19 protein-coding genes are annotated in these 25,047 nt (G+C 47.5%); 2 read left to right on the top strand and 17 right to left on the bottom strand.

Annotated features, from left to right (window positions below; translation table 11 throughout):
• Positions 1 to 89: 89 nt before the first annotated feature.
• From OCV96_RS16375 to pta, 11 genes are all read right to left on the bottom strand, one after another.
• Positions 90 to 722, bottom strand: coding sequence for a phosphoribosylanthranilate isomerase (locus OCV96_RS16375; protein ID WP_227064560.1), 633 nt, complete (start codon positions 720 to 722; stop codon positions 90 to 92).
• A 66-nt stretch (positions 723 to 788) separates the two neighbouring features.
• Positions 789 to 1,577 carry an indole-3-glycerol phosphate synthase TrpC gene (gene trpC / locus OCV96_RS16370; RefSeq protein ID WP_227733338.1) on the bottom strand — a complete coding sequence of 263 codons (789 nt, stop codon included), beginning with the start codon at positions 1,575 to 1,577 and terminating at the stop codon, positions 789 to 791.
• A gap of 72 nt (positions 1,578 to 1,649) precedes the next feature.
• Entirely contained in the window at positions 1,650 to 3,242 is a 1,593-nt protein-coding gene (gene trpD, locus OCV96_RS16365; protein WP_227733337.1) for an anthranilate phosphoribosyltransferase, read from the bottom strand.
• Positions 3,239 to 4,717, bottom strand: a complete 1,479-nt coding sequence (gene trpE / locus OCV96_RS16360) for an anthranilate synthase component I (protein ID WP_262594956.1) — start codon at positions 4,715 to 4,717, stop codon at positions 3,239 to 3,241. The genes trpD and trpE overlap by 4 nt, the downstream gene beginning before the upstream one ends.
• A gap of 515 nt (positions 4,718 to 5,232) precedes the next feature.
• Positions 5,233 to 6,060, bottom strand: a complete 828-nt coding sequence (locus OCV96_RS16355; RefSeq protein WP_227733335.1) for a hypothetical protein — start codon at positions 6,058 to 6,060, stop codon at positions 5,233 to 5,235.
• Positions 6,053 to 7,483: a sensor histidine kinase gene (locus OCV96_RS16350; protein WP_262594955.1), complete on the bottom strand. Its 1,431-nt coding sequence runs from the start codon at positions 7,481 to 7,483 to the stop codon at positions 6,053 to 6,055. Before OCV96_RS16350 ends, OCV96_RS16355 begins: the two co-directional genes overlap by 8 nt.
• Positions 7,484 to 7,526: 43 nt before the next feature.
• On the bottom strand, positions 7,527 to 8,183 hold the full coding sequence (locus OCV96_RS16345) for a response regulator transcription factor (protein WP_022312759.1): 657 nt from the start codon (positions 8,181 to 8,183) through the stop codon (positions 7,527 to 7,529).
• Positions 8,183 to 9,331: an FG-GAP repeat protein gene (locus OCV96_RS16340; protein WP_022312760.1), complete on the bottom strand. Its 1,149-nt coding sequence runs from the start codon at positions 9,329 to 9,331 to the stop codon at positions 8,183 to 8,185. The genes OCV96_RS16345 and OCV96_RS16340 overlap by 1 nt, the downstream gene beginning before the upstream one ends.
• A gap of 53 nt (positions 9,332 to 9,384) precedes the next feature.
• Positions 9,385 to 10,614: a 6-phosphofructokinase gene (locus tag OCV96_RS16335; RefSeq protein WP_022312761.1), complete on the bottom strand. Its 1,230-nt coding sequence runs from the start codon at positions 10,612 to 10,614 to the stop codon at positions 9,385 to 9,387.
• Positions 10,615 to 10,746: 132 nt separating this feature from the next.
• Positions 10,747 to 11,943, bottom strand: coding sequence for an acetate kinase (locus OCV96_RS16330; protein ID WP_117467445.1), 1,197 nt, complete (start codon positions 11,941 to 11,943; stop codon positions 10,747 to 10,749).
• Between the two features lie 116 nt (positions 11,944 to 12,059).
• Positions 12,060 to 13,061, bottom strand: a complete 1,002-nt coding sequence (pta, locus tag OCV96_RS16325; RefSeq protein ID WP_117467447.1) for a phosphate acetyltransferase — start codon at positions 13,059 to 13,061, stop codon at positions 12,060 to 12,062.
• A gap of 297 nt (positions 13,062 to 13,358) precedes the next feature.
• Between pta and OCV96_RS16320 the strand changes: the two genes are divergently transcribed.
• Together OCV96_RS16320 and OCV96_RS16315 are read left to right on the top strand one after the other, a co-directional pair.
• Entirely contained in the window at positions 13,359 to 14,594 is a 1,236-nt protein-coding gene (locus tag OCV96_RS16320) for a nucleotidyltransferase (RefSeq protein ID WP_022313151.1), read from the top strand.
• A 155-nt stretch (positions 14,595 to 14,749) separates the two neighbouring features.
• On the top strand, positions 14,750 to 15,988 hold the full coding sequence (locus OCV96_RS16315; RefSeq protein WP_262594954.1) for a hypothetical protein: 1,239 nt from the start codon (positions 14,750 to 14,752) through the stop codon (positions 15,986 to 15,988).
• A 653-nt stretch (positions 15,989 to 16,641) separates the two neighbouring features.
• Here the strand turns inward: OCV96_RS16315 and OCV96_RS16310 are convergent.
• The 6 genes from OCV96_RS16310 to polA all read right to left on the bottom strand — a co-directional run bounded on the left by OCV96_RS16310 (position 16,642) and on the right by polA (position 25,012).
• Complete coding sequence (locus tag OCV96_RS16310; RefSeq protein WP_117467355.1) at positions 16,642 to 18,006, bottom strand: PFL family protein; 1,365 nt, start codon at positions 18,004 to 18,006, stop codon at positions 16,642 to 16,644.
• 54 nt (positions 18,007 to 18,060) lie between these two features.
• Positions 18,061 to 18,333 carry an ACT domain-containing protein gene (locus tag OCV96_RS16305; RefSeq protein ID WP_022311867.1) on the bottom strand — a complete coding sequence of 91 codons (273 nt, stop codon included), beginning with the start codon at positions 18,331 to 18,333 and terminating at the stop codon, positions 18,061 to 18,063.
• Positions 18,334 to 18,586: 253 nt separating this feature from the next.
• Positions 18,587 to 19,387 carry an MBL fold metallo-hydrolase gene (locus OCV96_RS16300; protein ID WP_022311866.1) on the bottom strand — a complete coding sequence of 267 codons (801 nt, stop codon included), beginning with the start codon at positions 19,385 to 19,387 and terminating at the stop codon, positions 18,587 to 18,589.
• Between the two features lie 73 nt (positions 19,388 to 19,460).
• Positions 19,461 to 21,701 (bottom strand): cell division protein FtsA, encoded by a 2,241-nt coding sequence (locus tag OCV96_RS16295; RefSeq protein ID WP_227064551.1) that lies wholly within the window; start codon positions 21,699 to 21,701, stop codon positions 19,461 to 19,463.
• Positions 21,689 to 22,294 (bottom strand): dephospho-CoA kinase, encoded by a 606-nt coding sequence (gene coaE / locus OCV96_RS16290; RefSeq protein ID WP_227064550.1) that lies wholly within the window; start codon positions 22,292 to 22,294, stop codon positions 21,689 to 21,691. Before coaE ends, OCV96_RS16295 begins: the two co-directional genes overlap by 13 nt.
• On the bottom strand, positions 22,295 to 25,012 hold the full coding sequence (gene polA / locus OCV96_RS16285; RefSeq protein WP_262594953.1) for a DNA polymerase I: 2,718 nt from the start codon (positions 25,010 to 25,012) through the stop codon (positions 22,295 to 22,297).
• Positions 25,013 to 25,047 lie beyond the last annotated feature (35 nt).

Genomic DNA, 25,047 nt, shown 5'->3' with positions numbered 1-25,047 from the left:
TCTTTCATCCTGATTTTTATTCCTGATTTTTATTCCTGATTTTCATTTTGATTTCTGATTTATAATTCTTCTATCTATTGATGTTGGGCTCAAAAGCCCCCCGACTTTGATGCCTGCGGCTTGTTCCGATACCGTTCTACCAGTTCCATGATCCGGTGCATCTTCTCCGGATCTTTTTTCCGGTCGCTCTCGATGCCGGAGCTAATATCTACCGCGTAAGGTCTTACCGCTTCCATGGCTTCCGCCAGATTGTCCGGATGCAGTCCACCCGCCAGGAAAAATTCTCTGTCGATTCCGCCAAGGACACTCCAGTCAAACGCCTGTCCCGTCCCCATTCCGTTATCGAATAACAGATAGTCTGCACTGCTGTCCAGCCAGGCTTCCACATCATACCGGTCTCTGACTTTAACTGCTTTGATCACCGGTTTACCGCAGACCGCCTGCAGATACTGGATATCCTCTTCTGTCTCATCCCCGTGAAGCTGTGCCACATCCAAAATATCTTCCTCCAGCAGTTCTATAATGTTCTTCGGATCCTCATTTACAAACACACCCACCGTCCGAATCCCCGGCAGAAGCTTTTTGCGATATTTGGCTGCCTGCTCCTTCGTAACCACCCTGTGGCTCTTCGGGTAAAATACAAATCCCACGTAATCCGGCTGCACCTCATTGGCATAATCAATGTCCTCCGGACGATAGAGACCACACATTTTTACTTTCATAAAATCTTCTACCTTTCTATAACCTGCAAACTTTGGGCCTTAGGCACAAAGTTGCGCGTGAAAAATTTATTTTTCACACTGTCCGCGGAGTTCCTGCAAAGCCGCTTTCTTATCTGCACTACGCATCAATGTCTCTCCGATGAGTACGGCATTGGTACCGTTCTGCTCCAACCGCTCGATATCCTGTCTCGTCTTCATACCACTTTCGGATACGAAGAGAATATTCTCCGGCACCATTTCCCTCAACCGCACGGAGTTATTGATATCCACCGTAAAGTCTTTCAGATTCCGGTTATTGACACCGACGATCCTTGCATCTGCTGCAAGCGCCATCTTGACTTCTCTCTCGTCATGAGCTTCCACCAGTGCCGACAGGCCAAGTTCTCTTGCAATCCCCGCGTATTCCGACAACTGCATGGGAGAGAGAATCGCACAGATCAGGAGCACTGCATCCGCTCCGATATTTTTCGCCTCATAGATCATGTATTCGTCTACCGTGAAATCTTTTCGCAGCAGAGGGATCTGTACCGTCTGCCGGATCTTCGTCAGATATTCATTCTTCCCTTGAAAATATGCCGATTCCGTCAGCACCGAGATAGCATCCGCTCCTGCCGCTTCGTATTCCTTTGCGATCTGCACATATGGGAATTCCGGTGCGATCAGTCCCTTGGAGGGCGACGCCTTTTTCACCTCGCAGATAAAGCTCATCCTCTTCTTTGCCAGTGCCTGTTCAAAAGGAAATCCCGTATTGCAGTCTGACTCTCTTGCTCTGGCGATCTGTTCTGCAAGAGGCAGTGCTTCTTTTGCTGCTGCCACCCGCTCCTTTGCAGAGGCTGCTATAGTATCCAGTATCATCCATTCATCCTGCCTTTCCGTTTCATAATCGTAATACTTGCACCGCAGGTCAAAATCACTCGTAACACTTTATCATGCATTGCTCAGCTTGATAAAACGCTCCAGCTGTGCCTTTGCATGGCCTGTGTCGATGACCTTCTCTGCCAGCTTCACACCGTCTGCCATACTGTCTGCCTTGCCTGCCACATATAGGGCTGCTGCTGCATTCAGCAGTACCGCATTGCGCTTGGGACCCTTTTCGCCATTTAAGATAGCTCTGGTGATCTCTGCGTTCTCCTGGGGAGTTCCGCCCACCAGATCTTCCTTCGTGCATCTTTCCATGCCAAATTCTTCCGGTGTGATCACATAATTTTTAAAGGTACCGTTATCAATCTCGCAGACTGTAGTGGGTGCACTGGCGGAGATCTCGTCCAGTCTGTCCTGTCCATAGACTACCATGCCACGTTTTACACCCAGATTGGACAATACCTTTGCCATAGAGGGCAGCAGGCTTTCATCGTACGCACCCATGATCTGATATACCGGTCCTGCGGGGTTTGCCAGAGGTCCTAAAATATTGAAAATAGTACGGATGCCCAACTCCTTGCGGATGGGTCCCACATATTTCATGGCGGTGTGATATTTCTGTGCGAAAAGAAAGCAGATGCCGATCTCTTCCAACAACGTCTTGCTCTGTTCCGGCTCTATGGTGATATTTACGCCCAGAGCTTCCAGACAGTCTGCTGCACCGGATTTGGAGCTGGCTGCGCGGTTGCCGTGCTTGGCTACCGGTACGCCTGCCGCAGAGATCACGATAGATGCCGTAGTGGAGATATTGAAAGAATTAGATCCGTCACCGCCGGTTCCCACAATCTCTAAAGCTTCCACGTCCGCTCCAAGTTTTCTGCCGAACTTTCGCATTTCTTCTGCGGAGCCTGTGATCTCTTCGATGGTCTCACCCTTCTGGCTTAATGCTGTCAGATAAGCACTCTTTAAAATATCGCTGGCCTCACCGCTCATGATCTCATCCATAACGGTTTTTGCCATATCGTATCCGATGTCCTCATTCTTTACCAACTTAGCAACCGCTTCTTTAATCATGTTTCTGCCTGCTCCTTTCTGTGTCTGTAAAAAATTAACAATGATCTGTCGTCCATCCGGTGTCAGTACCGATTCCGGATGGAACTGTACTCCGTAGATCTGCTTTTCTGTCTGTTCTACCGCCATGACCTCTCCGTCTTCGGTGACCGCGGTAACTTTCAATTCTGCGGGAATCGTCTGTGGATCTGCCACCAGAGAATGATATCTTGCCACAGTGATCACTTTTTTCATACCCCGGAACAATACACTGTCTGTATCCAAAGTCGCCAGGGACTGTTTACCGTGCATCAGATGGGATGCATAAGTCACAGTGGCTCCCGCCACCTCGCAGATGGCCTGATGTCCCAGGCAGATACCAAGAATGGGGATTTTTCCGCCCAGTGCCCTGATCACATTTTCACAGACGCCCGCTTTGTCCGGTCTGCCGGGTCCCGGCGATAAAATGATGTGGGAGGGATTCATGGCGCGGATCTCATCCACACTGCATTCATCATTGCGGATCACCCGAATATCCGGATTTACGCTTCCTACCAGCTGATATACGTTATAGGAAAAACTGTCATAATTGTCGATCAGTAATATCATGCTTCCATTCCCTCCTGCGCTTTCTGTAGTGCCTGTCTTACAGCTGCTGCCTTCTGAATGCATTCCCTGTATTCCTTCTCCGGTACACTGTCCGCCACAATACCGGCACCGGATCTTACGAATACTTTTCCGTTCTTGGAAAAAGCAAGTCTTATAGCGATACAGGTATCCAGGTTTCCGGTAAAGGAGATATAGCCGATGGCTCCTCCATAGATGCCTCTCTTATTGTCTTCCAGTTCGTTGATGATCTCACAGGCCCGAAGCTTCGGTGCTCCCGACAGGGTTCCTGCAGGCAGGATGGCATCCACCGCATCCAGAGCATCCGCATCCTCTCTGATCACTCCTCTTACCGTGGATCCGATGTGCATGACATGAGAATATCTCTCAATGGACATATACTTTTCCACTTCCACGGTGCCAATCCGGCTGATCTTGCCGATATCATTCCGTCCCAGATCCACTAACATATTGTGTTCGGAGCGTTCCTTCTCATCTGCTAAAAGCTCTGCCTCCAGCGCCTTGTCCGCTTCCTCGGTAGCTCCTCTGGGTCTCGTTCCTGCCAGGGGGAAGGTATGTAATACGCCGTCCTCTAACTTTACTAATGTCTCCGGGCTGGCTCCCACGATCTCACCATCACTTCCAGAGAAATAGAACATGTACGGAGAAGGATTTGTTGTTCGGAGTACCCGGTAAGCATCTAAGAGGCTTCCTTCCATCTCCGCCTCCAGGCGATTGGATAATACCACCTGGAAGATATCTCCCTCTCTGATGTAATGCTTGGCTTTCTCCACCATGTTGCAATAGGCTGCTTCGTTGAACAGTGGTTGAAAATCTGTCCGGAGCTTACAGGGAATATGCTCTGCCTTTTCTCCATTCAGCAAGAGCTCCTTCATGTTGTTCAGCTCCCGCTCCGCTCTATGATAATTGATCTCCAGATCATCGGTCTTGATATTCAGGATCAGGATCAGCTTCTGTCTGTAATTGTCAAAAGCGATGACTTTGTGGAACAGCATCAGGTTCACATCCTGGAAGCCTTCCTCGTCCTTCGCATCCAGCCGCAGGGTCGGTTCGCTGTATTTGATATAGTCATAGGAAAAATATCCTACCAGACCTCCGGTAAAGGAAGGCAGTCCCGGAAGCTTGGGACTTTTATTCTCTTCCATGACGTTGCGGATGATCCCTCTGACATCTCCGGAATCCGTTCGGCTGGTCAGTTCCGATTTTATTGTAGTCATACCGTTATAACAGGTGATCTCAAGCAATGGATCATAGCCTAAAAAGGAATATCGTCCCCATCGCTTATCCGCCTCCGCGCTTTCCAGCAGATAGACATGACCGCTGACCTTTTTTAAGATGCGCAGCACTTCGATGGGTGTGGTCATATCTGCATACATCTCTGTGCTGATGGGAATCACTCCGTAGCTTTCTTCCGCTGCGATCTTTTTACATTCTTCCAGTGTGGGTGTGATCTTCATTCCGGTACTCCTCCTTAAAATTATTTCTTTCCACACCTTTTCAGCGCCTCCATTCGTAAAATCGCCTCTTTGAGGCTTCCTTTTACTCATTGAGGCTATCTCGCCATAGGCTCTGAAAAGGTTACAAAAAAACCGCCCATGACAGAATCTTCTTCTGTCAAGGACGGGTCATATACATTTCCCGCGGTGCCACCTTGCTTCACAATTGCTTGTGCTCTTACAGGATACCAACATATCCCCGGCAACTGACGTATGCCCTCACGTCGCAGAATACTTGAGGTCTTAAAATTCTGTGTATCCTCTTTGACTGCGCCCTCCGTGGTCCATTTAACAACCTGCGTTCCAACCTTTCTCAGCATCCGGTCTCTCTGTAAGTGCACGAACTGTTTTTATCTCCACATCAATGGTTTTCTTACCGCTGTATTTAATTTTTATTTATATTACTGCTTTAGTGTGGTAACGTCAAGTAGTGATTTTAATCTTTTTTGTAAAAAATCTTTGCGTATTTTATTTTTCTATCTTCCTACTTTGAGGAAAAGCTCACGAATTCCTTCATAGTAACCAATGGTCACCGTGGTACTGTCTTCCTCCTCCCCCGGGAAAGTATACTTGGCAAAATACGGCGTCGTCTCCAACAGCGGATTTTGATCCTCATATTTTTCAAGACCAGTCAGTTCCAGATATTCCGCATACCGGCCAATCATGGCATCCGTATCGATGTCTTCCCATTGCTGTCCGATCCGGACATAGAATTCATAAATTTTGCCGGTATCCGCATCCAGATAAATATCCAGAAAACGGTTACTCTTATCCGCATTCCTTACATCCGTAGACAGGCTGATTTTCCATACGGAGAGATTATTTCTCGGCTCCAAAACATCGATAGCAGAACAGATCACCGCTTCGTAAGAGTCTTCCGAAACTTCCTTTACTTCGCCGGGAAGAATTCCCTGCTCCTTCAGGATCTGAATCTCTCTGTTACATGCCTCATATACCGCTTCCTCCTGAATCTGTCCCTCTCCCGGTTGCTGACGATTCTCTACAAACGCATAGGTACCCGTCATTTCTCCGTAGTTTCCTGCCTCACTGTCCACTCTGGTCAAAAAACGCAGTTCACTCTCCGGCAGGGTCTGACTGCTCAGACATCTCCCCAAAAGATATAGTTTCTGATTGCTGCTCATGCGGTAACGGTATCCTTCCGCACCTTCCACCGCCTCTGTGGTAATACTGTTTAAGAGTCTCTCATCACTTTTGGCCGCGATCCATTCCGGTCCCCACAGAGCCGCAAGAATGACCACAACTGATACCGCAAAGCCCAAAGAACAGCTCTTCCATCTATTCATCCGACTTCACCCCCTCATCCGGAATCAGAAAACTCATGCAGCTTCCAAAACCCTGTGTACTCTCGATCTTCAGGCTGCTGTGATGCAATTCCAGTATGCCGGTACAGAGTGCCAGCCCCAGCCCCGCTCCGTTATGGGCTCTGGATCTGGATTTGTCCACCATGTAAAAGGCCTCGGTGATCTTATGACATTCCTCCTCAGGAATACCGATACCTTCATCCCGTACCTGAAAATAATACCCGTTCTCCCGACGGCTTCCCGTGACCTCCACCGTCTGTCCAGCCTCCGAGGCCTTGATGGCATTGTCGATCAGATTGATCAATACGGTCTTCAGCAGATTCTCATCGGCATAGAGTTCTCCTTTTTCCCAACGAATGTCAACTTTTACCCTGCTGTCCTCCGGTTTTTCCTTATCCACATAGATTTCCTGCAGATACGCAAAAATACCGGTGGCATTGGTATTCTTCCGTTCAATCTCTTCCCGCCTGGTCACAATGATGTCCAGCAGTCTGAGTGCCATAGTCTCCAGGCGTTTTCCCTCTGTATAAATATAATTGGCACAGAGAAAATGCTTCTCCTCGTCCAGTTTGCGGGAACGCAGCATATCCGCGTAACCGATTATAGCTGTCAGCGGTGTCTTCAGTTCATGGGAAAATGCGGCAATAAAATCTTCTCTGGCTCTGACTTCATTTTCCAAATTCTGAATATTCTGCTCCAGTGCTTCTGCCATATGGTTGAAATCCGCAGTCAGCTGTCCCATTTCATCATTACTGATCTGCTCCGCGCGATAGCTGTATTCTCCCTCCGCCATTTTGCCGGTAGCCTGCGTCAGAAGCCGGATCGGTCGGGTCAGCCAGCAGGCGATCAGCGTCATCACAGCGCCACTGCACAACAGTACGATCACCGTCACCTGACGATACATCCGAAATCCTTCCGTCCTCTCCGTATATACCGCAGTTACATTTTTCATGGTCTCTAACGTCAGCAGACGGTCGGACACATTGATTCTTGTCTGTGTCTGGATATAATAGGAATCCCCCGACTGCACTACCCGGTACACTCTCGTATTTTCTCTGCGTTCTTCCCACAGAGAAGTATCCCCGGTAAACCCTTCGCTGACATACAGCACCTTACCGTTCTCATCGCTGATCCGCAGCAATCTGTTGCCGTGCTGTCCACTGTTCTCCAGGTATACTCCGATCTGTTCCACCGTTCCGTCCGGAAGTACATCATATTTGGACGGAATATTTAAAGCTGCCGTCTCAAAAGCGAACCTCAAAATACTACTTTCATCCAGTGCCTGTCTGGTCTCACGCTCCATGGAGGTCTGAAACACATAATTTACAAAAAAATAACCGCTTGCTCCGCATGCCGCTGCCATGATCAGCATGGTGCACAGCAGAATTTTCCAGGAAAATTTCATTCTTTTCTCCTCTTGTCCACTTTCCTACAAGAATTCCTCGTTCTCAGGCAATCTCCAGCCGGTATCCTACCTTATATACCGCTACCAGCTGATTCTCCCATCCCATTTTTTTGCGCAGGCGCTGCACATGCAGCTCCAGAGTCCTGCTGTCCCCGCCATATTCTTCTCCCCATACCTTTTCGTACAGGCTTTCCTTGAATAAGGCAATATTTTTATTCTGAATAAATAACACCAGAAGTCCGTATTCCTTGTTGGTAAGTACCACAGGTACGCCCGCTTTCGTCACCATTCTGGCTTCCATATCCACCACTACATCTCCTGCGGACAGCTGCGCTCCCCGTTTGTGGAATCTGCGCAGTACCACTTCTACCCTTGCCAGCAGTTCCACCACATCAAAGGGCTTCACCAGATAATCCTCCGCCCCCAGACGCAAGCCTTTTACCCGGTCCTTTACATCTCCCTTGGCGGTAATGAAGATCACCGGGATCTTTAAAGGTCTGATATATTCCATAATATCAAAACCGTCCACTCCCGGAAGCATAATATCCAGTAAGATCAGATCAAAGGTTTCCTTCTCGATCAGTTCAATGGCTTTCATGCCATCCTGTACACTTTTGCAAAAATATCCTGCTGCCGACAGATTCAGGTCGATCAGGTCACAGATTGGCTTTTCATCATCCACGATCAATATTTTTATCATTATGTCTGCCACCCCCAATAGGCACGGATCTTCGTCACCAGTGCCTCCAGAGTATCCTCCTCCGTACATTCATAATTTTCTGTAAAATCAGTATCCTTCTCAAATCCGGCCGTCCGTTGGTAATAAATGGTGCACACGGTGTCCACCAGCAATTCCCCGTTTTCTCCTTCATAGCTGTATTTTGCAAACACCACCAGATCCTTCAGGCCGTCACCGTCCAGGTCCTTTCCCTGGATTCCCTTCAGCGCATAGAGATTGTCGTAATCCTCCATGGGTTGAAAACTCCACACAATATTTCCCTGTTCATCGATCAGATAGATCATGAACACGTCATATTCCGCCATCCGGTAGGTGCCCGGAACCACCTTTAATTTTCCCAGCTTTTCAAAATTACGGGTATAAGACTGTTCCTCGATGACATTGAAATTGTGGTTCAGAAGATCTGCCAGTGTCTCCGCCGTATAGAGGAATTCCGTAGAACGCCCGTCTCTTACAAAATTTAAAATACAGGCAGGGTTCTTGTTCATATCAAAGCGGTTGATCTTGTCTGAGATCCGATAATCACGGTAAAAGTTTCCATCGTCCTGGAACAGAACATCTCCTACTTTGTAGGATTCTTCCTGATAATCCCCCCTGTCATTATGGCACTGGACGATCAGGATGATATCCGTATCTCTGTCATTGTCTACATCCTGAAAAGAAACCGAAGCCAGTTTTTTCACCGGCTGCCGCATTTCTCCCGGATAGCAGTAATTTGCTTCCAGCTGGTCCGTCTTGTACAGAATCTGCCCGGAAGCATCCGCGATAAATACCGCCAGTCTGTGGTACCTTGTATCCAGTGCCGCATAGAACCAGACTTCATTCCCGGGTTCCTCTGTCGTATCTACGGCTTCCTCCGGAAGTTTTTGCAACGGCATCGCAAAGATCTGATCCTCCAGCAGGCGGAATCCCTGGTTCTCCAAATCTCCAATCTTTTCTATCCTGTCAAAGCGTTCCCGGTATCGTTCGTACTCCTCCGCCACCAGTTCTCCGTGTTCCCCGGCCGCAGTCACAGAAAAAGAAACGGTGGAAAGCTGCGCAGATAAAACTACAAAAAGCACAATACTCACTATGCTGAGCATGATTCTTCTCTTCCTGTGTTTCGGCATCTTTCCACCTCCTTTGTATCGTTATTTGATTTGTTGTTTTATTCCATTTTCTTTTACAGATCGTCAATAATAATGTGTCTGGGCTGGCCTGTGATCATGATCGGAGTCAGTTCCGCCTGGATCAGAGGCTCGATATAGTTCTTCATCTCTGCGGTCACATAATCTCCCTCTTCCGTGATCCAGGAACGGGGAACCTTTTTCTCCAGATTTGCCACCTTATGCACATCATAGAGATCCGTAGTGCAAATATAGGGATCCTGAGATACTCTCTTTAAGATCACCATCTGACCGGTCTTGCCTTCAAAAGCTGCCTTTACCGCAGTTCCACCTACCTGATAAGCCTCGGTGATATCCACGCGGGAGGTCAGATGTCCGGCACAGCGCTGCAGAGTAGACAGTTCAATAGCTCTGGATTTGCAGCCCAGCTTTTCAATAATCAGGTCAGACAAATATTTGCCCGTACCGGATAACTGTACATGGCCGAAAGAATCCGTCTTGTCGGAAGGTGCAGACAATTCGCAGACATATCTTCCGTCTGCCGTCTTGATTCCTTCGGACACTGCAATGACAATGGACTGTTTCTCGCTGACCAGTTTCTTGACCTTTTTCAGAAAATCATCCACATCAAAGGCTACTTCCGGCAGGTAGATCAGATCCGGACCTTCACAGTCTTCACTCTTGGCCAGTACTGCTGCTCCGGTGAGCCATCCGGCATTTCTTCCCATGATCTCGATGACAGTCACACTCTGCATCTCATAGATCAGGCCGTCACGTACCAGCTCCTTGGTAACGGTAGCAATATATTTTGCCGCACTTCCGTAACCAGGCGTATGATCCGTACCCTCTAAGTCGTTATCAATGGTCTTGGGTACGCCGATAAAACGGATCGGGTTGCCCACTGTCTCTGCATAATCGGAAAGCTTTTTGATGGTATCCATGGAGTCATTGCCGCCGATATAGAAAAATGCCATGATCCCCAGTTCTTCCAGAATTGCAAATATTTTCTCGTAAATAGCTTTATCTTCACTGATCTCCGGCAGCTTATAGCGGCAGGATCCCAGAAAGGAAGCCGGTGTTCTCTTCAAAAGTTCCACATCCATGTCGTTGCGGATCTTTTCCCCCAGATCCACGATCTTTTTCTCCAACAAACCCTGAATGCCATAGCGCATACCGTATATGGTATCCGCTCCCATATCCTTTGCTGTCTTGTAGACACCTGCCAGACTGGCATTGATCACCGCTGTGGGGCCTCCGGACTGTCCTACGATCACATTTTTTTTCATAATTTTTCTCCCTCTGTTGATTCGTTACCATACATCGACGGGGATTTCTCATGCTCGATTTGCATACGTAAAACACCCACCAATCGGATCCTCCGGTTGATGGGTGTTCTCATTCTTAAGGTTCCGTCGAACCTATTTTACCAAACTTACAGTCTCTCTGGCAATAGCAAGTTCCTCATTCGTAGGAATTACCATAACAGTGGTCTTGCTGTCAGGAGTGGAAATAGCGATCTCCTCGCCACGCTTGTGGTTTGCCTCCTCATCGATGGATACTCCCAAGAAGCCTAGATGCTCGCATACCAGGGAACGAACTAAAGGTGCGTTCTCGCCGATACCTGCGGTAAAGCAGATCACATCTACACCGTTCATGGCTGCTACATAAGAGCCGATATATTTTGCCACACGGTAGCAGTAAGTGTTCATGGTACGGATGCAGTGTGCATCGCCGTTGTTGTAACCTGCTTCCAGATCACGGAAATCGGAAGACAGATTGTTGGACAGACCATATACACCGGACTTCTTGTTCAGAACGGTCATGATCTCGTCGATGTTCTTGCCCTCTTTGTGAGCGATGAACTCCATGATGGCAGGATCGATATCACCGGAACGGGTTCCCATGATCAGACCTTCCAGAGGTGTCAGACCCATGGAGGTGTCTACACACTTGCCGTTCTTAACAGCGGATACGCTGGCACCATTGCCCAGGTGGCAAACGATGATCTTCAGATCTTCGTACTTTTTGCCCAGAACCTCAGCAGCCTTCTTGGATACATAAGAGTGGCTGGTTCCGTGGAAGCCGTAACGTCTGATCTTGTATTTCTCATAATACTCGTAAGGCAGACCGTACATATAAGCTTCCTCAGGCATGGTCTGATGGAAAGCGGTGTCAAATACAGCTACCATGGGAGTGGTGGGCATCAGCTTCTTGCATGCATTGATACCGATCAGGTTAGCAGGGTTATGTAAAGGAGCCAGGTCGTTGCATTCCTCGATGGCTTTCATAACTTCATCGGTGATAATGGTGGATGCTGCGAACTTCTCGCCGCCGTGTACGATACGATGTCCTACGGCACCGATCTCATCCAGACTCTTTACCACACCTGTCTTTTCATTGGTCAGAGCTTCCAGCACCAGACGGATAGCTTCGGTATGATCCGGCATGGGAGTTACAGTCTGCTCTTTCTCACCACCATCGGGGGTATAGGTGATCTGGCTTCCTTCGATACCGATTCTCTCACAAAGACCCTTTGCGATGCATTTCTCGGTCTCGGAATCAATGAGCTGGAACTTCAGGGAAGAGCTTCCGCAGTTAATAACTAAAATATTCATGATGAATTCCTTTCTTTCAAATCTGTTACTCTATGAGGTCATGTTACCCGTGCGGGCAATACATGAATACGGTGCGGGACAGATATCCCGCACACGTTTATGTTCGTTACCAGTGATTATACTAACTGTGCCTGTACAGCGGTCAGTGCTACGACACCGACGATATCCTGCCAGGAACATCCTCTGGACAGATCGTTAACAGGCTTTGCGATACCCTGTAACATAGGGCCGTAAGCTTCTGCTCCACCCAGTCTCTGTACTAGCTTGTAACCGATGTTACCTGCATCCAGGTTCGGGAAGATCAGGACATTGGCATGTCCGTTTACAGGGCTTCCGGGAGCCTTGGACTTGGCAACGCTGGGAACCAGAGCTGCATCCAACTGCAGTTCGCCGTCCAGAGTCAGATGAGGATACTCCTCATGTGCGATACGGGTAGCTTCTACTACTTTGTCAACCAGTGCGTGCTTTGCACTTCCCTTGGTGGAGTGGCTCAGCATGGCGATCACGGGCTTAGGTCCGATCAGAGACTTGAAGCTTCTGGAAGAAGTATCTGCGATAGCAGCCAGTTCTTCGGGAGTAGGATCCTGGTTCAGACCACAGTCAGCGAACAGGAAGGTTCCGTTCTCACCCTGATCCTTGAATACGGTATCCATAACGAAGAATGCGGATACCAGTTTAACGCCGGGTGCAGTCTTCAGGATCTGCAGTGCAGGTCTTAAAGTATCTGCGGTAGAGTGGCATGCACCTGCTACCATACCGTCTGCATCATTAGCCTTAACCATTACGATACCGAAGGTCAGGTAATCATTCAGCAGGATCTCTCTTGCCTTCTCGGGGGTCATTCCCTTTGCTTTTCTGGTTTCATATAATAAATTCACATAGTCATCCAACTTGGGAGTTGTTTTAGGGTTAACTACCTTAACTTTGGACAGGTCAACTTCCAGCCAGCCTGCACCATCCATGATCTTCTCTTCATCACCGATCATAATGATGTCTGCGATGCCCTCTTCCACGATACGGGCAGCAGCCAGTAATGTTCTCTTATCATTAGATTCCGGTAATACAATAGTCTTTTTGTCGAGTCTTGCTCTCTCTTTAATCATGTCAATGTATGACATATCCATTCTCCTTTCCGGCGGGGGATACCCGCTTCCTCCCAAATAACTTCTGTAAAGTTTTGGTTTTATCTTAACAAACCGATGTATTTATATTATACTAAATACATCTGGAGTACACAAGGGCATAATGTTCGCAAAATTGTATATTTTCAGATACAACCACTATTTTTTCAGAATAAAATAAGCTGATAACCATGCATATGTAAACGCTTTCAGTGTATGTTATTTTTTTCACATTCCTTGTCAGAGTTTGTGTTCGTTATAACGTATATTTCTTTTCACGAAAGGAGCCACATTATGAAGGTCAATGGTATTGTCGCAGAATATAATCCCTTCCATAATGGTCATGCTTACCAGTTACAGCATGCCAAAGAGGCCAATGATGCCGATTATACGATCATTGTCATGAGCGGTAATTTCATGCAGCGGGGTGCTCCTGCCCTCTTAGATAAGTTCACCCGTACAAAAATGGCTCTGGTGAACGGTGCAGATCTGGTGCTGGAACTGCCCACCTGCTATGCTGCCTCCAGTGCGGAATTTTTTGCCAAGGGCTCGGTTGCCTTGTTCGACAAACTGGGAGTGACCACAAATCTGTGCTTTGGCAGTGAGTGCGGCAACATTGAAGTCTTGTCACGGATCGCTGAGATTTTCTATACGGAACCGGAACCTTACGTGGAATCCTTGCGCTGCAATATGCGTAAGGGAATGTCCTTCCCCATCGCCAGAACCTGGGCGTTATTGCAATACGCGCCTTCCTTAAGCAATGATAAGGACGTTCTTTCCTCTCCTAATAATATATTGGGAATTGAATATCTCAAAGCTCTGATGTCCAGAAGCAGCAAGATCTCACCGTTCACTACCACCAGAGTCGGTGCGGATTATCACGACAAACGTCTCGGCACCAATCAGTGTTCCGCCATTGCTATCCGCCAGTCGGTGGCCGCCGGGCATGATCTATCCTATCTGGCTGCCCAGATGCCAGAAAGTGCCTATGCATTGATGATGGATTTTCTGTCTCACAAAAAGCCTCTGTTTGCCGATGATTTTTCCGCAGCACTGCAATACAAGCTGCTGACGGAATACTCTGTGGGCTACGACAAGTATCAGGATATTTCTTCGGATCTGTCCGACCGGATCCGCAATACCCTGCCTTCCTTCGCAGGTTACACTTCTTTCTGTGATCTGCTCAAGAGTAAGGATATGACCTACACCCGCATCAGCAGATGTCTGCTCCATATTTTGCTGAATATGACCAAGGAAGAATTCGAGACCTGCAAGTCGAAAGACTATATCTCTTACGCCAGAGTGTTGGGTTTCCGCAAGAATGCGACGCCACTGCTTACCGAGATCAAAAAGAACAGTTCCATTCCTCTCGTCACCAGCCTGGCTGACGCCAGACAGACGCTTTCTCCCGAATCTCTGCGGATGCTGGATCTGGATATCCTCCGCAATCAGATCTATCTGGGGAATCTGGCTTTAAAGAACCAGACGGAAATGGTGAATGAATATCGGACGCCGATTGTGATTGTATAAATAGAAAGTTAATGAAATAAATACTCCCTTTTCGGAATTGTGTGTCTGAATGAAAACATGTATAATTCTACATTTTTGATGTATAAATCTACATTAAGGTTAATTTAAAAACGAATTTGTTTGAAGTTTCACCAAATCAATAGAGGTGTTTGATTATGAAAAAAAGAATAATTGCAGTAATTGTAATTTTAGCTGTATTAGTAGCTCTATTCTTTATTGGCACAGGTTTTCAAAAAAGAATGGATGTCGTATTAGTTGATTACTCTGTATCAGAGGATGGAACGGAGATCACGCTTGATGTAGGAATTCCAACATCTACAGGATATATCAGAGGATTTAAAGACAATGGCGGTGGAGTAAAACCACATTATCTTACATTTTTTTCGACATTTGGTGGAATAAACAGTCCGATTGGAGCAGAGCATAGCTTCCAATTAGAGCTTACTTCGGATGATACAGAAATTTATTTTAACAGACCGGAGGGAGGTTACGAGTTGATTTTAGTGAAAGATGAAGAAACAGGTCAATGGCTCAGACCAAGTGGAATAGGTGAAGAAAATAACACTATTTTTGAAGCAACCATTCTTGAAATTCGTGATAATTATTTTTTAGTAGAACCAGTAGAGGGTAGTCAAGAATTAAACAATGCAGATCTGATTACAGTACCAATGAAAAACATAGGTACTGCTCCACAACCAAATGTTGGTGACATTATTGAAATAGCATATAACGGAGAAATTGCAGAAAGTTATCCAGCACAGATAACAGAGGTTTACGGTATCAAAGTTGTCAAAGAAGCAGAACAATGGGATTTAATTCCTATGGTCATGGTAAATGGCGAGTTATATATTGACACAGGTCATGAAAGTACAGTAGAAGCCCGTTGTGGTGTTATGGATGGAGAGATTACGTCAGAAGTAGACGGAAGTGAAAAGCCAACAAAAGACAATCAATCTAACTTTGGTACAGGCTATGGATATCAATATGGTTCACAAGAAGGCATAATCGAGATTAATATGAATGAAAAATGGTGGGTTTTTGCAACAGAAAAAGTCCTGGCCAGTAGTGAACTTATGATAGACCCAGTTGCAGTAGTAAGTATTCATAATGTTTTCACAGGAGAAAATGCGAACATCACTGAAAATGAGGATATCAGAACTATATCTAATATATTATGTGGTGATGCATGGAATACAGAAGGTACAACTGATTGTTTAAGCAACATTGAAATTACAATCAACGAAGAAACATACAAATATCATTCCGATTGTGGTACATTCAACGATAATGTAAATCAGAACTATTTATCACTGGATGACGAAAGGAAAGCTGTGGTAAATGCCATTTTTTCAGAGTATATATCACTCACAACCACAGAAGTTCCAGCAGAATAAATTTTACAAAGGCTACCCGGTCAAAAAGATTGGATAGCTTTTATTATGTTTTAAACCTAAACTCAATTTCAATCCAGTCAGCAAAACTAATCTTTATTATATCCAAGCAAATCAATAGCTCAAATTGCATTAACTTCTTAAAATGTATAAATAACAGGATAGTTTGGGCTAAGTAATATCAGAAACACTTTTCCGAAAAGGGAGAATAAATATTGGCAAACCAGACGAACTCCCGAAGCGGCAGAAGGTCCTCAGGCAGATATCGGTCTCCGAGTGTGAATTTTCTAAAGCAGTGGATAAAGTGTATCTCATCCGAACGGGCACGGCTCTAGGCGACATCCATGTCGCCGGCCGCCTGTCGCAAACATCGTGTTTGCTTCACCCTGATGGCTCACCACTGCTTAAGAAAATATCAACACGCTCCGACAGACATCTGCCTGAGGACCTTCTGCTACTCCGGGAGTTCTGTTTGTATTTAAAACGCCAATTTCTGCGAAAAAAATACAAAAATATGAAATTTTGATATGTAAAAAGTCTCTATTTTCGCTGCATAAGCAAAATAAAGAAATTCCGTACAAAAATTCCTGATTTAGGAACTTTTTTTGTACGGAATTCATCGTTTTTGGACTATTTACACCAAACTAACTTTCCAGTTAGTTCTTAAAGCTATGAATAGGTGCGGGGATGCGGCCGCCGCGGTTGACGAAAGCATCACAGGAGAAGGTATTCACGGGCATGATGGGTGCATAACCTAACAGGCCGCCGAACTCCACGGTCTCTCCCACGCCTTTTCCGATTACGGGGATGATTCTGACTGCGGTGGTCTTCTGGTTCACCATACCGATGGCCATTTCATCCGCAATGATACCGGAAATGGTGGTTGCCTTGGTGTCTCCGGGAATGGCGATCATATCCAGACCTACGGAGCAGACACAAGTCATGGCTTCCAGCTTCTCGATGGTGAGGGCTCCGGCATTCACGGCATCGATCATTCCCTGATCTTCACTGACAGGAATGAATGCACCACTTAAACCGCCGACGTAGGAAGATGCCATAACACCGCCCTTTTTCACCTGATCATTCAACAACGCCAGGGCTGCAGTGGTTCCGGGAGCTCCGGCATGTTCCAGACCGATCTCACACAGGATATCCGCTACGCTGTCGCCGATGGCCGGGGTCGGTGCCAGAGACAGATCCACGATGCCAAAGGGAACATTTAGCATCCGGGATGCCTCCTGTGCTACCAGCTGACCTACACGGGTTACCTTAAAAGCAGTCTTCTTGATAGTCTCACAGAGAACCTCGAAGTTCTCGCCGCGCACCTTTTCCAGTGCGGTCTTTACAACGCCGGGGCCGCTGACACCGACATTGATGATCTTGTCTGCTTCGGTCACACCATGAAAGGCACCTGCCATGAAAGGATTATCATCCGGTGCATTACAGAATACTACCAGCTTTGCACAGCCCAGGGAATCATCTTCCTTGGTATACTCTGCAGTCTCCCTGACCATCTCACCCATCAGCTTTACGGCATCCATGTTGATACCGGTCTTGGTGGAGCCCAGGTTCACAGAGCTGCACACACGCTCTGTGGTAGACAGCGCCAGAGGAATGGAACGAATCAGCAGTTCGTCCGCCGGGGTCATTCCCTTGCTGACCAATGCGGAATAACCGCCCAGGAAGTTCACACCAACCTCATGTGCTACCTTATCCAATGTCTTTGCAATACTTGCAAAGTCTTCTATCGTATGACATGCCGCACCACCGATCAGTGCAATGGGAGTTACGGAAATTCTCTTATTTACAATGGGGATGCCAAATTCTCTGGAGATCTCCTCTCCGGTCTTCACCAGATCCTTGGCTGCTTCGTAGATTTTGTTATAAATCTTCTCATTTAATCTGTCCAGATCGGAATCGATACAGTCTAACAGGCTGATACCCAGTGTGATGGTACGCACGTCCAGGTTCTCTTCCTCGATCATTTTGTTGGTCTCTGTTACTTCATATAAATTGATCATTACGGCTCCTATCTGCCCCTTCGGGTCTTATTTATTTCGAAATCGTGGGGCTTATCAGATGCGGTGCATCTTGTCAAAGATCTCTTCCTTCTGGCACTTGATCACTACGCCAATTTCTTCTCCGAGAGCAGCCAGTTCATCTGCCATATCACCAAAAGTTTTCTGCATCTGATTGGTGTCAACGATCATCATCATGTTAAAATATCCCTGTACGATGGTCTGGGAAATATCCAGGATATTGATGCCGTTTTCCGCAAGATAGGTACATACCTTTGCGATAATGCCTACTGTGTCCTTACCAACTACCGTAATAATTGTTCTTTTCATAATCGCCCTCATTTTCTGCATGAAATCATGCTATTATTTTTATCTATTAAACTACACTTTACTACAATTTGCAACCTCAAGTTCAGCCTATGAACATATTCAGACACAGAAATCATACTTGCATCATTTTGTGAGCGAATATGTTTCAGGCACCGAGCGCCAAACTATGGAGCAAAGCTAGTCATGAAATGACGCAAAAGCGTGCTATGATGCGGCTCCAACGAATAATGCTGGCTGATGCGCTGCGCATCCGCTACGCAATATTGATCACCGGAGATACATTGCTCCTGTCTGCCACCATCATCCGGAAGTCTTCCGCCCGGTAAGGGTTCTCTCCCATGGTGATTTCCATCCGGACCGCTTCATAGGCCAGCTCCGGAAGATTATTCTCCTTGCTGAGATGTCCCAGCACGATAGCCTGCAACTTGTCATGCAGGATTCGACAGAGCAGCTTGCCGGAATTTTCATTGGAAAGGTGTCCTCTGTCCCCCAGAATTCTCTGTTTGAGATAATAGGGATAAGGTCCTACCTGCAACATCTTCACATCATGATTCGCTTCCAGCAGCAAGGCATCCATTCCCTTCAGGCACTCCACGGTGTAATCATTATAGACTCCTAAATCCGTACAGATTCCTACCTTTTTATCTCCGTAAGCAATACGATAGCCCACCGGCTGTGCCGCATCATGGGAGATTTTCATGGGATTGACAGTCAGATCCTTGATAGTCAGTTTCACATCTTCCTTCACTTCCCGAAACAGGGCTGGATTGATCTTGCCCAGATTCCCCATCTTCTGGATTTCTTCCAGGGTTCCCGTTGTGGCATAGATCGGCACTTCATATTTTCTCGCCATGACACCCAGTCCCGCCACATGATCCATATGTTCGTGGGTCACCAGGATGCCATCCAGATCTCTTCCGGTGAGTCCCAGACTGTTCAGCCCGGCCTCCGCCTTTTTGCCGCTGATTCCCACGTCCACCAGCAGATGCGTGGCCTCTGATCCCACATAAATACAGTTGCCGCTGCTGCCGCTGGCAATACTACATAATCTCATAACTTCTTAATCTCTTTTCTATCTTACTTCTGTCTTACTCTTTGCCGTTTTCCATCTTCGGCATTAATGCATACTAGTGCATGCTTTTCCAGTAGATCTCGATCACATCTCCCTCTTTCAAAGGTTCCATGAACTGTGCCGGGCGTCCATTTAAGTTCGTCACAATGGATCTGCCTGCGGATGCGGAGGATCCCAGATCAAAATCAATATAATCAAACACATCCACAAATACATAGGAAGCCTTACCCTGCATGGTGATGGGGGAATGGTTCACGATCACTGTTAATGGATGCGGTCCCTGTGGTGACACGCTTTGGCTCTGTGCCGTCTGTTCCACGCTTTCGTACTTTTCGTCCTGCTTCCCGGAAGTCCCCTGCGTTGTCACGGAAGCCGTCCCGTTTTCTGCCGCAGTCTCTGTCCCCTGTGTCATCGCCGCTTCTCCTGCCACAGCCTCTGCCTTCTGCATCACAGGCCCTTCTCCATAAACAGGCTCTTCTCTATAGGCATCCTCTTCTGTGTCCGCATCCGGCAGGTCTGCATAACTCCCTTCCGGCAGCGGGTTCTTCATATCCCAGCTTACGGTGAAATGCTCATAAACTCTGGTATCCGGCTGCGCCGCTGTATCATTGACCTTGATATCCGCACCGAGAGGCACATCCAGAAATTCTGCGATTTCCTTTACAGTATAAGAATTCCGAATCCGAATATCATCGTTCTGGCCGATCCGGTAGAATTCATTCTCTCTGTGACCGTTGACTTCCGCTGTCTTCGGCAGACTGATCTGTTTACCGTTCACATAGACCTGCAGTGCATCCCCCAGTTCAGAGAGTTTTCCCAGCTCCAGCACCGCCGGTTCGCCCTCCGTGGAAGGTGTTACCACAATGCGGTCCCCATTATGTACCTGGGTATACATATCCGCCTCGTCTCCGTTGACCCGGATGACTGCTGCCTCTCCCTGTTCGCCCCGCACCATACGGGTCTTACCATTGACAGTAAACAGAAGGGCTTCCCCTTTTCTGGGGAACAGCTGGTCATTTGGGAACTGCATCTGCATAGCGGCATCTGTCACGGATAATTTGCCGTTATCATAGAGCTTTACCCGCTCTCCGTTGAATTCCACGAAAATAAAATTATTGCTCTGTACATAATAGCTTAAACAGATACCGATAGGTGTTACCATCATGGCATCCTTTCTGGCATTTTCCAGTTCAAATGTAATGGTCTGCATGACTTCCTGTCCCCGGATTGCCACACGTTCCTTCACGATGCCCAGCTTCTCTGCCAGCTTCTCCGTGTAACCGGGCACCATTCCACCGCCTCCTACCACGAACACGGCACTGACCGGTTTGTCCCCGTTCAGTTCTTTGATGGTATCGGATACCAGCTGGGTCATACGTTCGATCTCCGGATCCAGCAGTTCCAGCACTTCGCTGGCTTTGATGGTCTGGGGCAGTCCCATGATATCTTCGTATTCGATAGTCTCCTGGGTTCTGCATTTTCTCTTGATCTGCTCGGCCACCTCGAATTCCACGAGACAATGCTGTACCAGAATATCCGTCAGGCTGTCTCCTGCTACGGGGATCATGCCATAGGCTGTGATGGTTCCCTCTTTGGTAATGGAAATATCACTGGTGCCTGCACCCACGTCCACCAATGCCATATTTAACATACGGAACTTCTCCGGAATTGCTACCTGAATGGCAGCAATAGGCTCCAGTGTCAGATTCGCCACATGCAGGCCCGCCAGTTCTACTGCCTTATACAGACCGTCCACTACATCATCCGGCAGAAACGTGGCGATCAGATCCACTGCAATGTTTTTTGCCTTATGTCCCTCCAGATTACCCATCTGGTAGCCATTCATGTAATACCGCATGGCCGTATAACCCACACAGTAGAATTTCATATCTGTATCCGTATTGCTGTTCTGGAATTCCTCGTAAGCCTTCTCCACGCCCATGGTACACAAGGAATACACATCTTCCTGCGTGATCTCCCGGTCGCTCTCAAAGCTGTGCTCCACATAGGTAGTGACGGTACGCAGCACACGGCCTGCAGCTGCGATACATACTTCCGTAAGTTCTCTGCCCAGATCCGCTTCCAGCTGTTCCTTTACCTGGGAAATAGTCTCTCCCACCTTGCCGATGTCATGGATCTGTCCGTCCAGCATGGCTCTGGTCTCATGCTCCTTGGAGCGCTGTGCCAGCACATGGAATTTCCCACCATTTAAGTATCCTACCGTACCTACGATGCTTCTCGTACCGATATCCAGTCCGAATACCAGCTGTCCCTGTTTTTCTTTTACTCCTTCCATGAATATGCCTCCAGTTTCTGTCTGATCTGTCTGTAGCTGTCTTCCAGACTGTCACTGTTATCAATGACAAAATCACAATGCTGCCGGAATTCTTCCTCCGAAAGCTGTGATGCTATGATCTTTTCTATCTTCTCCGGTGTGTAATTGCGGCTTTCCGAAAGTCTTCTTCTGCGTACATCTTCTCTGGCGTAGATATACCACATTTCATCCACTATATGTTCATACCCGCTCTCGATCAAAAGTGCCGCTTCCACAAAAAACAGTTCCACATCGCCCTTATTCTTTGCCTCTGCCAGACGATCCGCCAGATATTTTTTTACCGCAGGATGAATGATGGCATTCACCTGTTCCAACAGTGTCGGATCTGCAAAAATCTTTGCCGCCATTGCCGGCTTATCGATCTGTCCGTCCGGCGCAAGGATTCCGTCTCCCATCAGCGCTACCAGCGCATGATAGCCTTCGGTTCCCGGTTCCTTGACTTTATGCCCGATCTCATCCGCCAGATAGATCTCACATTTATAATGCTGTCCGATATATTTTAAAATCTCTGTTTTCCCGGCACCCACACCGCCGGTAATACCTATAAAACGCATTTATTTCGCCTCATACCAGTTATTGCCCGTGTGCAGATCGATTTCCAGCGTCACCGCCAGATCTGCCGCGGACTTCATATTTTCCGTAAGAATCTCACGGACTCTTGCCTCTTCCTCCTGTGCGGTCTCAACCAACAGTTCGTCATGCACCTGCAGGATCAGACGGGATTTTAACCCTTCCTCTTTCAATGCTTTCCATACCTTGATCATGGCGATCTTGATAATATCCGCCGCCGTTCCCTGAATAGGGGCATTCATGGCCACTCGCTCGCCGAAGGACCGTTGCATGAAATTGGAGGATGACAGTTCCGGGATAGGGCGTCTTCTGCCAAACATGGTCTCTGTATAGCCCTTTTCCTTTGCATCCGCCACCAGTTTGTCGATGAATTCCTTCACCTTCGGGTAAGTGGCAAAATACTGTTCAATGTACTGTGCCGCTTCCTTTTTGCTGATACTCAGATCCTGACTCAGTCCAAAGGAACTGATACCGTAGACGATACCGAAATTGACTGCCTTGGCATTCCGGCGCTGCAGATCCGTGACTTTCTCGAAAGGAGTATGGAATACCTTGGATGCCGTGATCCGGTGAATATCCTCTTCCTGTCTGTAAGCATCAATCAGCTGTTCGTCTCCGGACATATGAGCCAGCACTCGCAGTTCGATCTGGGAATAGTCCGCATCCATGAATTCATAGCCTTCTCTGGGGATAAATACCTTGCGGATCTGTCTGCCCAGTTCCATACGCATGGGAATGTTCTGCAGATTCGGCTCTGTAGAGCTGATACGCCCCGTGGCAGTAATGGTCTGATTGAAATTCGTATGGATCCTGCCGTCCTCTTCAATAAAAGCTGCCAGTCCGTCTGCATAGGTGGACTTTAACTTGGTCAGACCTCTGTATTCCAGGATATCTCTTACAATAGGGTAATCCGCCGACAGCTTTTCCAGCACATCCGCAGCTGTGGAATATCCGGTCTTGGTCTTCTTGCCGCCGGGGATCTGCATGGTCTCAAACAGTACCTCGCCCAGCTGCTTGGGGGAATTGATATTGAACTCTGTTCCTGCCTGTGTGTGAATGGACTGTTCCAGTTCCTCAATGCGGGCCACCAGTGCATCCCCATAAGCCTTCAGTTCCTCCCGCTTTACAGCCACACCTTCTTTCTGCATGTCATACAGTACCAGTGAAAGAGGCATCTCCATCTCCTCCATGAGACATTTCATGCCTGCTGCCTCCAGCTTGTCCTTCAGGACTTTTTTGCCTTTCCGGGAGACATAGGCTCCGTAGCACGCATACTCCATGGCTTTCCCGGTGTCCTCGGAAAGCAGTGTCCGGAAATCTCTCTTGCCGAATACTTCCGCTCTGCCCGGGATCAGAATTCCCAGATGCTCCGAAGCAATGGCCTCCATGTCATAATCATTCTTCAGAGGATTCAGCAGATACGCCGCGATCAATACGTCAAAATACTGTTCTGTACTGCTGCGGTCCAGATAGTCATACTGGTGCTTCACATCAAAGGTAGCGATCTGTGTATCCGTACCTGCGGAAAGTTCCTGTAGAGCTTCCGTGATCTCTGCGGTGTCATCCACAGATTCCACCTCTTCCGCAAACAGACTTAACTGCCCTTCCGGTTCCTTTTCATGGGTCAGGGCATAAAATACCGTCTCCTCATCGGACACAGACAATGCCACCCCCAGCAATTCTTCTTTTTTCGTAGTAGCATCCACTGGTTCCGTGATCAGCCACAGGCCGATCTCCTTCTGTTTCTGCGCTTTTTTCAGATATTGTAAAAATTCTTTTTTATCTTCAATCTGTCGGAAGCTTTCTGCGATCTTGCTGTCATTGGCGGCGGCATCTTTTTCAAATCTTCCCAACAGATTTTTGAATTCCAGACGTTTGCACAAGGTATAGGCTTCCGGGGTATAGAACCCCTCTGCTCTGGCCTGTTCGTAATCCAACTGCAATTCGCAGTCGGTCTTGATCGTTGCCAGCGTCTTGCTCAGATCTGCCAGATCCTTATGCTCGATCAGGGATTCCCGGATACTTTTTTTCGAGATTTCTTCCACATGGGCATAAATATTATCCAGAGAACCGTACTCCACCATCAGTGCCTGTGCGGTTTTCTCTCCCACCTTCGGCACTCCTGGAATATTATCGGCGGTATCTCCCATCAGGGCTTTCAGTTCGATAAACTGTAACGGAGTCACCTGATAGGCAACCAGTACATCTGCGGCATAATAATCCTCGATCTCCGTTCTGCCCTGCTTCGTCTTCGGAATCCGGATCTTGATATGATCCGTGGCAATCTGCAGCAGATCTCTGTCCCCGGAGACCAGTGATACTTCCAATCCGGCCTGCTCTGCTTTTTTGGCCAGCGTTCCAAGAATGTCATCTGCTTCCAGTCCCGCCTGCTCCATAATGGTAATATGCATGGCCTTCAGGATTTCCTTCATGACGGGCACCTGCTCCCGCAATTCCTCCGGCATAGGCTTTCTCGTTCCCTTGTAAGCCTCATACATCTTGTGGCGGAAAGTCGGTGCATGAACATCAAAAGCCACTGCCAGATATTCCGGCTTTTCCTCCTCCAGAATTTTAAACATAATATTCAAAAAACCATAAATGGCATTTGTGTGCAGTCCCTCTGCATTACTCAGATCCGGCACTCCGTAGAATGCCCGGTTCAATATACTGTGTCCGTCGATCAATACCAGTTTCTGACTCATACTCTGTCTATCCTATCTTAATTCTATCCTCTTGA

It is taken from the genome of Waltera acetigignens (assembly GCF_025567015.1).
In the GTDB taxonomy this organism is placed as follows: domain Bacteria; phylum Bacillota; class Clostridia; order Lachnospirales; family Lachnospiraceae; genus Acetatifactor; species Acetatifactor acetigignens.
Note: the sequence above shows the minus strand (reverse complement) of the source record. Positions and strands in the feature narration are given on the sequence as shown.

Bases quoted from the DNA above. Each gene is read 5' to 3' on its own strand.
- polA (WP_262594953.1), bottom strand. From the start codon at position 25,012: ATGAGTCAGAAACTGGTATTGATCGACGGACACAGTATATTGAACCGG.
- OCV96_RS16345 (WP_022312759.1), bottom strand. From the start codon at position 8,183: ATGATAAAAATATTGATCGTGGATGATGAAAAGCCAATCTGTGACCTG.
- trpC (WP_227733338.1), bottom strand. From the start codon at position 1,577: ATGATACTGGATACTATAGCAGCCTCTGCAAAGGAGCGGGTGGCAGCA.
- OCV96_RS16305 (WP_022311867.1), bottom strand. From the start codon at position 18,333: ATGAAAAGAACAATTATTACGGTAGTTGGTAAGGACACAGTAGGCATT.
- OCV96_RS16315 (WP_262594954.1), top strand. From the start codon at position 14,750: ATGAAAAAAAGAATAATTGCAGTAATTGTAATTTTAGCTGTATTAGTA.
- trpD (WP_227733337.1), bottom strand. From the start codon at position 3,242: ATGATATTACTGATCGACAATTATGACAGTTTTTCCTATAACGTATAT.
- pta (WP_117467447.1), bottom strand. From the start codon at position 13,061: ATGTCATACATTGACATGATTAAAGAGAGAGCAAGACTCGACAAAAAG.
- OCV96_RS16350 (WP_262594955.1), bottom strand. From the start codon at position 7,483: ATGAAATTTTCCTGGAAAATTCTGCTGTGCACCATGCTGATCATGGCA.
- OCV96_RS16300 (WP_022311866.1), bottom strand. From the start codon at position 19,387: ATGAGATTATGTAGTATTGCCAGCGGCAGCAGCGGCAACTGTATTTAT.
- OCV96_RS16335 (WP_022312761.1), bottom strand. From the start codon at position 10,614: ATGAAAAAAAATGTGATCGTAGGACAGTCCGGAGGCCCCACAGCGGTG.
- coaE (WP_227064550.1), bottom strand. From the start codon at position 22,294: ATGCGTTTTATAGGTATTACCGGCGGTGTGGGTGCCGGGAAAACAGAG.
- OCV96_RS16330 (WP_117467445.1), bottom strand. From the start codon at position 11,943: ATGAATATTTTAGTTATTAACTGCGGAAGCTCTTCCCTGAAGTTCCAG.
- OCV96_RS16320 (WP_022313151.1), top strand. From the start codon at position 13,359: ATGAAGGTCAATGGTATTGTCGCAGAATATAATCCCTTCCATAATGGT.
- trpE (WP_262594956.1), bottom strand. From the start codon at position 4,717: ATGAAGATCACACCCACACTGGAAGAATGTAAAAAGATCGCAGCGGAA.
- OCV96_RS16310 (WP_117467355.1), bottom strand. From the start codon at position 18,006: ATGATCAATTTATATGAAGTAACAGAGACCAACAAAATGATCGAGGAA.
- OCV96_RS16340 (WP_022312760.1), bottom strand. From the start codon at position 9,331: ATGCCGAAACACAGGAAGAGAAGAATCATGCTCAGCATAGTGAGTATT.
- OCV96_RS16355 (WP_227733335.1), bottom strand. From the start codon at position 6,060: ATGAATAGATGGAAGAGCTGTTCTTTGGGCTTTGCGGTATCAGTTGTG.
- OCV96_RS16375 (WP_227064560.1), bottom strand. From the start codon at position 722: ATGAAAGTAAAAATGTGTGGTCTCTATCGTCCGGAGGACATTGATTAT.
- OCV96_RS16295 (WP_227064551.1), bottom strand. From the start codon at position 21,701: ATGGAAGGAGTAAAAGAAAAACAGGGACAGCTGGTATTCGGACTGGAT.